Source organism: Thermoproteus uzoniensis 768-20, from assembly GCF_000193375.1.
Taxonomy (GTDB): Archaea; Thermoproteota; Thermoprotei; order Thermoproteales; family Thermoproteaceae; genus Thermoproteus; species Thermoproteus uzoniensis_A.
On the sequence record NC_015315.1, the window covers coordinates 1326527 to 1340288 of the forward strand.

9 protein-coding genes and 2 rRNA genes are annotated in these 13762 nt (G+C 63.5%); 5 read left to right on the forward strand and 6 right to left on the reverse strand.

Translation table 11 applies throughout. The annotated features are described in order from the left end of the window. Positions 1–13 precede the first annotated feature (13 nt). From TUZN_RS11360 to TUZN_RS07425, 3 genes are all read right to left on the reverse strand, one after another. Positions 14–616, reverse strand: a complete 603-nt coding sequence (locus TUZN_RS11360) for a hypothetical protein (protein WP_013680342.1) — start codon at positions 614–616, stop codon at positions 14–16. 328 nt (positions 617–944) lie between these two features. Next, positions 945–3989, reverse strand: a 23S ribosomal RNA gene (locus TUZN_RS07420). 53 nt (positions 3990–4042) lie between these two features. Further along, a 16S ribosomal RNA gene (locus TUZN_RS07425) occupies positions 4043–5548 on the reverse strand. The 16S and 23S rRNA genes sit together here, the layout of an rRNA operon. 292 nt (positions 5549–5840) lie before the next feature. On the opposite strand from TUZN_RS07425, the gene TUZN_RS07430 reads away from it, so the two are divergent. After that, the gene (locus TUZN_RS07430) at positions 5841–7010 is read left to right on the forward strand and encodes an amidohydrolase family protein (protein WP_052886172.1); all 1170 of its coding nucleotides are present in this window, start codon (positions 5841–5843) and stop codon (positions 7008–7010) included. Here TUZN_RS07430 and mqnC read toward each other — a convergent pair. Beyond that, positions 7007–8041, reverse strand: a complete 1035-nt coding sequence (gene mqnC / locus TUZN_RS07435; protein ID WP_013680344.1) for a cyclic dehypoxanthinyl futalosine synthase — start codon at positions 8039–8041, stop codon at positions 7007–7009. The genes TUZN_RS07430 and mqnC overlap by 4 nt on opposite strands. 40 nt (positions 8042–8081) lie before the next feature. Between mqnC and TUZN_RS07440 the strand changes: the two genes are divergently transcribed. The 4 genes from TUZN_RS07440 to TUZN_RS07455 are packed head-to-tail and all read left to right on the forward strand — an operon-like array spanning position 8082 to position 11427. Next, on the forward strand, positions 8082–9155 hold the full coding sequence (locus TUZN_RS07440) for a CofH family radical SAM protein (RefSeq protein WP_013680345.1): 1074 nt from the start codon (positions 8082–8084) through the stop codon (positions 9153–9155). Then, positions 9146–9868, forward strand: coding sequence for an MqnA/MqnD/SBP family protein (locus tag TUZN_RS07445; RefSeq protein WP_013680346.1), 723 nt, complete (start codon positions 9146–9148; stop codon positions 9866–9868). The genes TUZN_RS07440 and TUZN_RS07445 overlap by 10 nt, the downstream gene beginning before the upstream one ends. 21 nt (positions 9869–9889) lie before the next feature. After that, positions 9890–10696 (forward strand): menaquinone biosynthesis family protein, encoded by an 807-nt coding sequence (locus tag TUZN_RS07450; RefSeq protein WP_013680347.1) that lies wholly within the window; start codon positions 9890–9892, stop codon positions 10694–10696. Between the two features lie 38 nt (positions 10697–10734). Continuing rightward, positions 10735–11427 (forward strand): queuosine precursor transporter, encoded by a 693-nt coding sequence (locus TUZN_RS07455; RefSeq protein WP_237698207.1) that lies wholly within the window; start codon positions 10735–10737, stop codon positions 11425–11427. Here TUZN_RS07455 and TUZN_RS07460 read toward each other — a convergent pair. Both TUZN_RS07460 and TUZN_RS07465 read right to left on the reverse strand, forming a co-directional pair. Continuing rightward, the gene (locus TUZN_RS07460; protein WP_013680349.1) at positions 11424–11663 is read right to left on the reverse strand and encodes a hypothetical protein; all 240 of its coding nucleotides are present in this window, start codon (positions 11661–11663) and stop codon (positions 11424–11426) included. The genes TUZN_RS07455 and TUZN_RS07460 overlap by 4 nt on opposite strands. Positions 11664–11745: 82 nt before the next feature. Continuing rightward, the gene (locus TUZN_RS07465) at positions 11746–13602 is read right to left on the reverse strand and encodes a S53 family peptidase (protein WP_013680350.1); all 1857 of its coding nucleotides are present in this window, start codon (positions 13600–13602) and stop codon (positions 11746–11748) included. Positions 13603–13762 lie beyond the last annotated feature (160 nt).

Consider the following 13762-nt stretch of genomic DNA (forward strand, 5'->3'; position numbering starts at 1 on the left):
ATAGGCCGTCTTCTCAAATCAAGATCCACTCCCCGGTGTCGAGAGTGCCCAGCACGAGGTCCCAAGCCAGAAACTCGTCGCCGCCCCTACCCACGAGGCGTAGGTAGTCCGCATCGGGCTCGACGATGTGGAACTCCTCACCAACCAATTTGCCAGAGCCGGGGTATTTCTCTGCGGGGAGTATAGAGACTCTAAACCAGTCGCCTCGGGCGTAGAGGGAGGGGTCAACCCGGTAGAAAAAGGCCAGCTTGACTGCGGGCGGGGCCTCGACAAACGACCTGCTTATCCCGGACACCGCGGGCCAGACGAGGAAGGGCCGCCCGTCCTCCGCCCACGCCACGAACCTGCCCCAGCCCTCCCCAGTCCTTATAGGCACGGCGGGGGCGTCGGGGACTAGATAGCCCTCTATGTAGCCTATATGCGTCCTCCCCACGTACAGCGACCAGCTGTCGCGGAGCTTGGGCCGGAAATCCCAAGAGCTGTGCGCGGAGGCCAGCAACCTGCACCTCCTCGAGCAACCATCCCCGCGGGGGCAACAGACGTCTACATATCTATAGGCGATAAAGGCGATAATCATTTCAAAAAACTGCACCACAGGCACATACTTATTAACCAAGTCGTCATATCTGAAATACTCGCGTAGAAATCTGCGATAGGGGACGGATCTCGTTGCGACGGCTGTCTATAGGCCCGCCACGTCTCGTCAGCTACCCTCCCTAGATAAGCCGTGTCCAGCAGGCTCCCTGGCTTCGCGTCGTATACAAAAACAGAAACAGCTAGAAGACCCAGAACAATCAACCAAACCCGCATAGTCAAAGAAAATATGCTATTTAAACATTACATATACAACAAACAAAGCCGTAGCGGAAAACACCGCACACAAAACAGGGGGAAGAGAGAACCCAAGGAGAAACCCCACGCCGCCGCTCCGGCTCTTTCGCCCGCCGTCCGCACGCTCGGGCGATTGGGAGGGGCCGGCTCCCCCCTCGGGAAAACCCTCGGGGGCTACACCGCCCCCCCATCAAACCCGTCTTCTACGGGAGCCCTCGTGCCCCGGGGTTACCCCCAGGGCAACGGCCGCCTCGTCTCGGGGAGGGCTTCCCGCTTAGATGCTTTCAGCGGTTATCCCCTACGGCGTGGCTGCCCGGCAGTGCCCTGCCGGACAACCGGTAGACTAGAGGCCGCGGCGCCCCGTTCCTCTCGTACTGAGGGCACCTTCCCCTCAGGCGGCCAACGCCCCCGACAGGTAGAGACCGACCTGTCTCGCGACGGTCTGAACCCATCTCACGTTCCCCTTTAATGGGCGGGCAGCCCCACCCTTGGCGGCTGCTGCACCGCCAGGATGGGAAGAGACGACGTCTGGGTACCAAACCGCGGGGTCGATGGGGACTCTCACCCGCGACGAGCCGGTTATTCCTGGGGTAACTTTTCTGTCATGCCCGGCCCCCACTGGTGGGGGCACGAGCGTTCTCTAGGCCCCGGTTTCCCGCCTGCGCCCCTTGCGTTCAAGGGCGCAGTCAGCCCGGCTTTTGCCCTTACACTCTACGGCGGAGTCCTGACCCGCCTGAGCCGAGCTTTGGGCACCCCCGATATCTTTTCAGGGGTGTGCCGCCCCAGCCGAACTGCCCGCCTGCCGCTGTCCCCGGGGTTACCCCCGGGTTAGCGGAGGGGCGGAGAATGGGCAGTGTTCCAGGACCGCATCCACGGGACCCGGAGGCCCCGTTTCATTGCTCCTGCCTACGCTCTGCATCCCCCGCCCCTCCGCAACGACAGGCTGCAGTGAAGCTCCACAGGGACTTCTCGCCCCGTCGGGGGTCCCAGGACTGTGCACCTGGAGGTGGGTTCGCCGGGCCCCAGGCCGGGACAGTGGGGACCTCGTTGATCCATTCATGCACGCCGGAACTTACCCGGCAAGGCATTTGGCTACCTTAAGAGGGTCAGAGTTACCCCCGGCCTTCAGCGGCGCTTCGCCCGGTTGTGCCCGGGGTTCACGTACCGCCAGTGGCCAGGATTCAGCCCCCGTACACACCCTTACGGGCTAGCGGGGACCTATGTTTTTGTTAAACAGTCAGGTCCCCCTTGTCACTGCGACCTGCGGTCCCAGGGGTGTACCCCAAGACCGCAGGCACCCCTTCTCCCGAAGTTACGGGGCCAATTTGCCGAGTTCCCTGGCCTGGGGTAAACCCGAGCCGCCTTGGGCTTCTCACCCAGGAGCACCTGCGTCGGTTCTCGGTACGGGCGCGGGGGCTCGTTCCCCGTCCCCTTTTCATGGGCCCCAGGAGTCGGGCGGACCGGGGAAACCCCCGGCTATTCCCGCCTTCAGCCGGTTCTCGCCATTACGGCACTCCCCGGCCTTCAGCGGTTAAACGGGACGGCGGTCCCGCCCGCCCTATCCCGAGGCGTCGGGGACGGGGCCTGCGTTGCCGCAGAGCCTACCCCCGCGGCACGGGAATATTAACCCGTTTCCCTTTCGGCGGGTGCCAATTAGGCCCCGCCTTAGGACCGGCTTACTCCCGGCCTATTGAAGTTGCCGGGAAAACCTTGTCCTTTCCGGCGGAGGGGCTTCTCACCCCTCTTAGCTGCTACTACCGCCGGGATCTTCGTCGACCGCGGGTCCACCGGACCTCTCGGCCCGGCTTCTGCCCCACGGCCGCGCCCCCCTACCGCACTCCGGCCAACGGCCGGAGGCCCGGGGTCTCGGCGGCGGGCTTGAGTCCCTCTACATCTACGGGGCCCCTCGCCTCGGCGGGTCCGCTGTTACGCGTTGCTTAGCCGATGGCTGCTGTTAGGCCCACGGTCCCGCTGTCTTGGGCGAGGGACGCCCTTGGACATTGACACTTAGCCCGCACTTTGGGGCCTTAACCCCGGTCCCGGTTATTCCCGTCTCGGGCCAGAGGCTTACCCCACTGGCCCCGCCTCCCCCCTTCTACGGCGCCGGCAGGTTCGGAGTTTGACCGGGGACCGGACCCTTTCGGGCCCTGCGTCCCCGATCAGTGCTCTACCCCGCCGGCGGCCTCCGGGGAGGCCGGGCTGGGACCCGCTTCGGGGGGAACCAGCTATCACCGGGCTTGGTTGGTCTTTTGCCCCTAGCCCCAGGTCATGGGAACGAATTGCACGTCAGAACCCTTTCGGGCCTCCACGGGGCTTTCGCCCCGCTTCGCCCTGCCCAGGGCTAGATCGCCCGGTTTCTGGTCTCACGGCCGTGGCTACGGGCCCTTTCGGACCCCGCCCCTCACCGGCGCGAGCCGGCTACGGGCTGTCGGTTTCCCTACGCCTACGGGGTTGAACCCCTTAGACTCGCCACGGCCGTGAACTCCCCGGCCCGTGTTTCTAGACGTAAGGGCGGACCCTGGACCCTCGCCCTCGTACTCCCCCGTCACCGGGGTTTCCTTCGGGCGAGGGCATCCTTCGAGGCCCGCCCCACTGTAGCCGTCCGGTTTCAGGCTCTTTTCACCCCCCTTCCGGGGTTCTTTTCAGCTTTCCCTCACGGTACTAGTTCGCTATCGGACTCGGGACGTGCTTAGCCTTGGCGGCCAGTGGCCGCCGGCTTCCCCCGCCAAAACCAAGGCGAGGTACTCCGGGATCCCGGGACTCCGCCACGGGCGGTTTCGCCTACGGGGCTATCACCCTCTACGGCGGGGCTTTCCAGCCCACTTCGGCTACCGCCCGCCGGCGGTACCCGAGCCCACAACACCACATCTCCCCACGGTCGTCCCGTAGGGATTTGGTTTGGGCTCTCCCCCTTTCGGTCGCCCCTACTCAGGGGTTCCCTGTTGGCTTCTCTTCCTGCGGGTACTAAGATGTTTCCTTTCCCCGCGTTCCCGCCCCTTACGGGGCGCCGGAGCCTGTTCGGCCCCGGCAGGAAGCCCCATTCGGGGATCCCGGGTTCAACGCCCGCATGCGGCTACCCCGGGCTTATCGCAGCTTGCCACGCCCTTCCTCGGCGCCCGAGCCGAGCCATCCACCGGACGGCTTGGCCGTGCGGACGGCGGATTGCGGAGCCGTGCGCGCGGAGTCCTCTAGGGTTCCCGCCCCGAGGGTTAGGAGGTGATCCAGCCGCAGGTTCCCCTACGGCTACCTTGTTACGACTTCACCCCCCTCGGGAGTTCTCTGCTCGTCCCCCCACCCGGGTTGCCCCAGGCAAGGGGCCTCGCAGAGAACTCCCTCGGGTGGTGCGACGGGCGGTGTGTGCAAGGGGCAGGGACGTATTCACCGCGCGTTGGTGACACGCGGTTACTAGGGATTCCACGTTCACGAGGGCGAGTTGCAGCCCTCGATTCCCTACTGGGGCGGGGTTTACGGGATTGCCTCCCCCTTTCGGGGTCGGATCCCGCTGTCCCCGCCATTGCAGCTCGCGTGCAGCCCCGGGGTTTCGGGGCATACTGACCTGCCGTGGCCCCCTCCTTCCTCCGGCTTACGCCGGCAGTCCCCCTAGTGTGCCCCCCGTCCCGAAGAGCGGGGAAGCAACTAGGGGTGGGGGTCTCGCTCGTTGCCGGACTTAACCGGACACCTCACGGCACGAGCTGACGACGGCCATGCACCTCCTCTCAGCTCGTCCGGCAAGGTCGTTAGCCTGGCCTTCATCCTGCTGTCGCCCCGGGTAAGGTTTCCGGCGTTGACTCCAATTAAGCCGCAAGCTTCACCCCTTGTGGTGCCCCCCCGCCAATTCCTTTAAGTTTCAGCCTTGCGGCCGTACTCCCCAGGCGGCGGGCTTAACGGTTTCCCTACGCCACCGGCCGGGCCCTAAGCCCGGCCGACAGCCAGCCCGCATCGTTTACAGCCGGGACTACAGGGGTATCTAATCCCCTTTGCTCCCCCGGCTTTCGCCCCTCACCGTCGGGCGCGTTCTGGCCGCCCGCTTTCGCCACTGGTGGTCCTCCGGGGATTATAGGATTTCGCCCCTACCCCCGGAGTACCGGCGGCCTCTCCCGCCCCCTAGCCCGGCAGTATCGCCCCCGGCCCCCGGGTTGAGCCCGGGGATTTCAGGAGCGACTTGCCGGGCCGGCTACGGGCGCTTTAAGCCCAGTAATCACCCTGACCACTCGCGGGGCTGGTATTACCGCGGCGGCTGACACCAGACTTACCCCCCGCTTATTCGCCCGGCTCCTTACACCGGGCAAAAGCCGGGCTCTTCGCCCGGCACTCGGGGTGGCCCCGTCGCGGTTGCCCGCATTGCGGAGTATTCGCGCCTGCTGCACCCCGTAGGGCCTGGGCCCTTGTCTCAGTGCCCATCTCGGGGCTCACGGCTCTCACCGCCCCTACCCGTCTTCGGCTTGGCGGGCCGTTACCCCGCCAACAACCTGATGGGCCGTGCCCCCATCCTCGGGCGGATCCCGGGAGATCGCCCGAGATCCCTTTGGGGGAAGGGGCCTTCCAGCGCCCTTCCCCTATGGGGGATCAGCCCCAGTTTCCCGGGGTTGTCCCCCTCCCGAGGGTAGGTTGGGCACGTGTTACTGAGCCGTGCGCCGCGCCCGGCGCCCCGGGCGCGCGACTCGCATGGCTTAGCCCCACCCCGATAGCGGTCAGGTCCGGCAGGATCAACCGGTTTCGAGAGCGGCCGCAGGCCGCCCTCGGGGGCGGGACCACCCCGGACTCCGCGCGCGTACGGCGGCGTGGGGTTTTCTCCCCCGCGCCCCCGCCCGGGCTAGCCCCAGGAGGGGACATCGGGGGAACATGAAGATGATTCGGCCGAGGCGCCGCCTCGGCCACATAGGTGAAGGCGCGTTCTTCACTGAACGTAGCTAGTTAAAAACTTTTCGCCGTCTCTCTTGGCCGTCCACTCTCCTTGCCCTCCCCTGTTTATATTCCTTTCGGATATAAAGACGGGCGTTCTCGCCTCTATGTGCTTCGTCGTGGAGGGGAGGGCGTATGTAGGCGGCGCCGTCCGCTACGTATCTCTGCTCGTCGAGGGCGGCGCGATCAAGTCCCTCAAGGGGAGGGGCGAGGGGTGTAGGGTTCTCCAGTTCTCGGCTAAGCACTTAATACTGCCGGGCTTCGTGGACGTCCACGTCCACTTCCGGGACTGGGGCCTTTCCCACAAGGAGACCCTCCTCGGCGGCTCTGCGGCGGCTTTGGCGGGCGGCGTCACGGCGGTGCTGGATATGCCCAACACGAGGCCCCATATAAGGACCGCCGAGCTCTACGCCAAGAGACTTGCCGAGGGCTCGGCCCTCCCCATACACTACGGCGTCCATATGGGCGTCCCGGAGGACTTGGCGGAGCTGGACGCCGCGCGGCCGCGCTCGGTCAAGATATACCCGGAGGACGTGGAGAGATTCGGCTGGGCCCACGTGGAGCGTCTGCTGGAGAGGTGCAGATCTCTCGGGTGCGTCGCGGTCTTCCACTGCGAGGATCCGGCCTACCTCGCGGAGGGCTCCCGCCCGCCTGAGGCCGAGGCCCGCTGCGCCGACCGCGTCGCCCTCTACGCCCGGCGCGGCTACAGGATACACGTGACCCACGTCTCTCTGCCCTACACGGTCGAGGCCTTGAGGGGGCTCGCCACCGTCGACGCGACCCCCCACCACCTCCTCCTCAGCTCCGACAAGTGCTCGGGCCCTCTCTGTAGGGTCAACCCCCCTCTGCGGGGGGAGGACCAGAGGAGGCGCCTCCTGGCCCTCTTCCTCGCAGGCGCCGTCGATATGTACGCGACGGACCACGCCCCCCACACCCTGGAGGAGAAGCTGTCGGGGTCGCCCGGCATCTGTAGCCTCGACGTGGCCTCCTCCCTCCTGCTTAGGTTCTGGCGCGACGGGCTCCTCGGCCTCGACGACGTGGTGCGGCTCTACTCCTTCAGGCCGGCCCGCTTCGCCGGGCTCGACGTGGGCTTGAGGCCCGGGGCCCCCGCCGCCTTCTCGGTCTTCAAGCTCGAGGAGTTCGCCGTGTCTGAGCGCGACTTCAAGGGCACCTGCCGCTTCTCGCCTCTTGTCGGCCTGAGGGCGTTCGGGAGGGCGGTCGCGGTCGCCTCCAAGGGCGTCCTCCGCCTGCTGGAGACGGGCGAGGCCGTGGCCTAGGCCACCGGCCTATACCAGTTGTCCCTCTCCACGGGCTGGAGCCCGGCCCTCCTTATCAGCTCCTCCACGTCTTTCCTAGTCGCTATGGGGGAGCTCCGCCTCTGCTCCTCCAACACCTTCTCCTCGTATAGAGTTCCGCCGAAGTCGTCGGCGCCGAAGTACATGGCGAGCTCCGCCGTCTCGGGCCCGTTGGTGAGCCAGGACGACTGTATGTGGGGTATGAAGGCGTCTCCCGTAAACGCCGTCCTCGCGACGGCCACTATCCTCAACAGAGTGGCCGACGTCCTCGGGTGCCTCACCCTCTCGCCGAGCTTGTTGCCGCCCGGCTCGTAGTTCCACGCTATAAAGGCCAGAAAGCCCTTGGTCCTCTCCTGCAGCTCGGCTATCTTCCATATATGCTCGGCCCAGTCCTCGGGCCCCTCCACGTGGCCGTACATCATGGTGGCCGACGTGGGTATGCCGAGCTTGTGGGCCTCCTCCATTATCCTCAGCCAGACCTCGGCGCTTATCTTCTTCGGCGATATCTCCTTCCTGACCCTGTCCACGAGGATCTCGCCGCCTCCGCCGGGCATGGAGTCCATGCCGGCCTCCTTGAGCCTCTCGAGGACCTCGCGCCGCGACATCCTCTCCCTCCTGGATAGGTAGTCCACCTCCAGCGGCGACAGCGCGTGCACGGCTATGTGGGGCGCCTTGGCCTTTATCCTCCTGAACAGATCCTCGAAGTACTCTATCCCTATCTCGGGGTTTATGCCGCCTTGCACCAAGACCTGCCTCAGCCCGTACTTCGCGTCGACGGCGAGCACCCTCCCGACGGCCTCGTCCACCGACAGCGCGTAGGCGTCTCTATCCCCCCGCCTCCTCCAGAACGGGCAGAACTCGCACTCCACCACGCACACGTTGGTGTAGTTCAGCACCATGCTGGATATGTACGTGGCCCTCCTCCCGTAGAGGCCACTCCTTATCTTCCAGGCCTCCATCCCCAGCTCCCACAGATCCCTGGAGAGCAACTCCCTCACGTCCTCCAGCCTCACGGTGGGAGAACGTTTAATACAAAAATCCGTTTCCTCGTCCGTGACCCCCCGCGAGATAGCCGAGGCCGCGCTGTCGGGCTTGTCGGCCGGCGAGGCCGTGAAGCTCTTCGACGAGGACTTCATGGCCCTCGCCAAAGCCGCCGAGGAGCTGACGCTCAAGCTGTGGGGCGACTCGGTGACGTTCGTCAACAACATAGTGATCAACTACAGCAACGTCTGCGTGGCGAGGTGCCCCATATGCGCCTTCTACAGGCCCCCGAAGCATCCAGAGGCCTATACCCGCGCCCCGGAGGACGTGGCGAAGGCCGTCGCCGAGGCCTCCTCGTCCCTCGGCGTGACTGAGCTCCACGTAAACGGCGGCTTCAACCCAGAGCTGTCCGTGGAGTACTTCGAGGAGCTTTTCAGGGCCGTCAAGAGGGCAGCGCCCGGCGTGGCGATAAAGGGCCCCACGATGGCCGAGGTCGACTACTACTCGCGTCTGTGGCGCATGTCGTGGCGCGAGGTCCTCGAGAGGTTCAAGGAGGCGGGACTAGACGCCATATCCGGAGGAGGCGCTGAGATCTTCGCCGAGGAGGTCAGGCGCGTCGTGTCACCCCACAAGCTCGACGGCGAGACTTGGCTGAACATAGCGGAGCTGGCCCACAAGCTCGGCATACCCAGCAACGCCACCATGCTGTACGGCCATGTAGAGAGGCCGGAGCACGTCGTGGACCACATCTTCAAGGTCAAGGAGCTTCAGGAAAGGACCGGCGGCCTCCTCCTGTTCATACCGGTCAAGTTCTCCCCCTACAACACGGAGCTCGGCCGGAGGGGCCTCGTCGCGGCCCCGGCGCCCGCCGTATACGATATAAAGGTCGTCGCCATCGCGAGGCTCATCTTGCTGGACAAGTTGAAGGTCGCCGCCTATTGGGTCTCGACGGGCAAACGACTGGCGTCGACTCTCTTAAAGGCCGGGGCCAACGACTTGGTGGGCACTATGTACAACGAGGCGGTGCTGGCATCGGCCGGCATGCGCGGGGCCGCGTCGCCGGAGGAGCTCGCCGCGATAGCCAGAGAGGCCGGGAGGCGGCCTGCACTTAGAGATACGTTCCACAGAGTTCTGCGATGGCTGTGAAGGTAGTCAGGATAAGGTACGCGCACAGCGACCCGCTTTTCTGGAAGGCGAGGGTCCAGGCTGTGGAGGCCGGCAATCTGGAGTCCGCCCGCCTGTTGCTCGACGGCGTAGCCGACATAGGCTTCGTCCCCATAACCCTCGCGGCGCAGTACGGCCTACATATAGTCCCGCGGCTGGCTATATACAGCGTGGGGCCCATAATATCCTCCCGCCTGTTCAAGGGACGCGGCTCCGGCGGGGCTTGCGCAGTCGGCGAGACCACAGTCAGCGCCAGGGCCCTCTCGGCCTTGCTGGGCCTCTCCTTCAAGGGCGTCGACGATCCCTGGACGGCCCTCGACTCGTGCTCCGAGGTGCTGGCCGTCGGCGACGAGGCGTTGAGGATGGCCGACAGAGGCGTTCCCCACGTGGTGGACGTAGGCGAGCTCTGGCAGGAGCGCGTCGGCTCCCCCCTCGTCTTCGCGGTGCTCGTCGCAAGGCCGGGCGCTCCCGGCCTAGAGGAGGCGGTGGCCGAGATGGAGAACTCAGTGGCCAGCTTCTACGAGAACCCCGGCCCCCTAATAGAGTCTGTGGCCAGAAGGCTCTCCATAAGCAGGGGCCTGGTCGAGGAATACTACCAGCGCTCCCGCTATCTCGTCAACGGCTCCGTCATGGAGGCCATGAAGAGGGAGGCCGAGATCTTGGGCCTCCCCCCTCTGCGCTTCGCGCAAGTTTAAAATACGCGCGGCGGCAGGGCCATGGAGCTCGTCCTGGCCCACTCCCCGGACGCAGACGACGCCTACATGTTCTACGGCATAGCGTCTGGGGCCGTCAAGAGCCGCTTCGCCTTCAGGGAGTTCCTGGCCGATATAGAGACGCTCAACAAGCTGGCGGTGGGCGGGGCGCGGCTCGACCTCACCGCCTTGAGCGCGGCGGCCTTGGGCTTCACCGACAGATACTACGTGCTTAGGGTCGGCGCGTCCATGGGCTACGGCTACGGGCCCGTTGTTGTCGCGGGCCCCAGATCCGGCGAGGTCAGACTCGTGGCTGTGCCGGGCAGATACACGACGGCGGCGCTCCTCCTCAAGCTGGCTATGCCCGACGTCAAGACAGTCGAGGTCCCCTTCGACAAGATAATCGACGCGGTGGCGGCCGGCGTCGTCGACGCCGGGATCCTCATACACGAGGGCCAGATCACCTACGGGCGCCTCGGCTTGAGGAAGGTGATCGACCTAGGCGAGTGGTGGCTCCGCGAGAAGGGGCTACCGACGCCTCTCGGCGTAGACGCCGTGAGGAAAGAGCTAGGCCTAGACGCCGCGGAGGAGTTGAAGGGCCTCCTCTCGGAGTCCATTAAATACGCCGAGGCGCATAGGGAGGAGGCCTTGAGATATGCCTCCAAGTTCTCCAGAGGCCTTCCGCTGGACGACGTCGCGCGTTTCGTGGACATGTACGTCAACGAGTACACCAAGGATATGGGGAAGAGAGGCGAGGAGGCGGTGAGGGAGCTCCTCTCCGAGGCCAAGAGACGGGGACTGGTCGAGCTGGGCGAGGCAGAATTCGTTTGACTCAGGAAAATTTTAAAACAACCTGCCTCAAGGGGGCTGTGTTGGGCCAGATCGCCCTCCTCCTCGAGGCGCTCGCGGCCTTCGGCCTAACCGCCGTCATGTACAGGGCGTTGTTGAGGCTCGCCAAGATAGACCCCACGGTGCTCGCCATAGCCTTCTACATGGTCCTCCTGACGGTTTCCCAGTACGCCGCCTCCAAGATAACCAACTACCTGGGCTTCCTGGTGCCGGCCGGCACCATGACCTATGTGGCCACAGTGGCCATGCTAGACATAATTGTGTTGAGGGAGGGCTTCCATTACGCCAGGAACGTCGTCCTCGCGGGCTTCTTATCCCAGTGGCTGATCACGGCCGTGAACTACGTCGTGGTGTACCTCCCCTCGCCCGTCGCGCCCAACTCGATATATGAGGCCGTCTTCTCCACGTCGGCGAGGGTCGCCTTCGCGTCGCCCATAGCGTATCTGGCCGCGGAGACTCTCGACGCCTATATGGTGGCCAAGATAGGGGGCGCCGTGTGGAAGAGGGTGATATACTCCGACCCAATCGCCATGGCCGTCGACACGCTGGTCTTCATGCCCATAGCTTTCTGGGGCGTCCTGCCTCCGCCAGATTTCTGGAGCTCCGTCGCCGGCTTGTTGTTGACCAAGATATCGCTGGCGCCCGTGGTGGCCGGCGTCGTCTACCTCAACAGGAGATACCTCCTGAAGGCCGCCTACGAGAAGGCCTCCTAGGGCCGTTGCCGACCGTCCGGCCGCCTCGCCACCATATACTCGACTCTGAGAACTCCGCGGCACCGCCTGACGAAGCTCAACAGCTCTCTGAGGTCCGACGGACTCTCGACGCGCGCCCTGGCGACTATGTACCCCGACTGCGAGCTATAAACTTCGCTGACGCCCGGCGCCTTGCTTATATATGACGACACCTCGTCCGGCCAGCCTAGATGGGAGACCAAGATCAGTACTTCCATGGATAATATCCCGTCTTAAAAGTTTTTCTCAATAATAGAAAACAGCTATTTAAAAATAATTACTTCGTTTTATATATTGTTTTTACTTCATAAGAGAGTAAATTCCGTATACGTTGAGTTGCCCTATACCTGTCACCGGGCTCCACTGCTGCATGAGCACGTTATAAAGCCCGTTCTGGCCTCCATAGGTCGGGAAGAAGGCGCCTGAGAAGCCGCTGTAGAACGCGGTCATCGGTATCACGTCGTTCTGAACGTAGGCGCCATAGCCTTGTCCGGCGTATGTCGTGTACAGAGTCGACGCCAGTAGTCCTATTCTAAACTTGATGCCGCTTTGCACCGTCGCTGTCATGCCGGTAGTCAGCGGCGATGCGAGGCTCGTCCCGCCGAATATATACGGCGAGATGCTTCCGTTTATCACCACTAACACGCCCGTGTACGGATCGGCGTCTGCGGCCACGTCGGGCACGCCTCTATGGCCTGCCGGGTAGAAGAAGTAGTTGTAGCCGTACAGCGCACTTAACGCTGGCTCGTAGACTACGGGGCGTTCGTAGACTATGTCGGCGATCCTCTGGCCGGGAGTCTCCGGGAACACGAAGGAGTAGCCGCCGCCGGAGCCCCACATGTAGTAGGCGTTCCAGCTCCACGCCTGCTCTATCCTCGTCACCATGCCGTCGGAGACGTAGGCGTGTAGCGACGTGCCGCCCACCGCCGTCACCCAAGGATCGCTGGCCGGGTAGAGCACGCTTGGCTCTATCGGGAGGCCGTAGTACTGCCAGAATATGTTGAACGCGCCCCAGTCTCCCGAGGAGGCAAATACGCCTATCCCCTCGGCGGCCGCTTGCATGAACACCTCGTCGTATGCCAGCAACAACTGCGGAGTTGGCGGCGGGGCCAAGTAGAAGTCCTCGGGCGCTCCCCAGCTCAAGCTTATGAAGTCGGCCAACGATTTATTAACCAAATACTCCACCGCTATGAAGAGATCGTCGCCGGCATCCGGCGCAACTGCCAGCACTATATTGGCGCCGGGCGCCATTGTGTGGGCGTACTCTATATCGAGCGCCGTCTCGTAGGACCAGCCCAACGCGTCGTATAGGTTGTACGGGGTTATCACCGGCATGCCCACAGGGTATATCACTGAGAGCGGCGCCTGCGGAAGGCCGAATAGCTTGTTGAACAACGCGAAGTCGTAGGGAGCGGCGTCCTTGTACTGATACATATACGCCAATGTGAAATTCACATCGCCGAAGGCGTCCACTATGCCGATTGTCACGCCTCTGCCGTTTATGCCCTTCAACAATAGCGGCAGTTCGTCGTATATGAACTGGAGGCCTTTGGGAAGCCATATCTCGAAGTTCCTATACCTGATCTGTAGAGGCAGGCCGTTCACGTAGGTCACGTTGCCCAACGCCTGGGATAGGTTGCCCACCTCGGCGGCGACGTATGTCGGCTTGTAGGCGGGCACTCTACTGCTACGGGTGTTCGCGGCGAAGTACCCTATCGGCATACATTCGCCCACTATTATCCACTGGGCGACCGAGGAGGGGGCGGACTGGAGCGCCGCTATGGCGTTGTCCACTGCCGAGGCCGTGCCGGAGGCGACCACCGCCATCGGGTACACGCCGAGTATCGTGAGGCCGCTGGAGGAGGCTACGTCCTTGATGTACGAGAAGACGTAGGCAGGCGGGCTGTACCAAGCGGCGAACTGCTGCGGCGTTATGAACTTGTGGTAGTAGGGGCTTGAGGACACGTAGTACTGCTGATACAGGAGATAGTTCAGGCCGTTTGGCGTGGTCACGTTGTTGAGCCACAGCCACACTATCAGGTGGGCCGGGGCGTTCTGGGGGACTCCAGGGACCGCCGAGTTGCAGTTGAAGTAGAGCGGCTGGGCCGCCGCCAGCGCCGCAAACAGCGCCAGTATTATGAGTAGGTTTTTGGCCATAGATAGAGCGAGATATTGATTTTTAAGTATTAATATTTAAAGCGTTCAGGAATAACATATATTTTATTCGCCGATTTATTAAAGTTATTTATTAGAAGTCTTTGATATAATATATATTATTTATATTATTACTTATTATCTTAATATTTAAAAACCCATT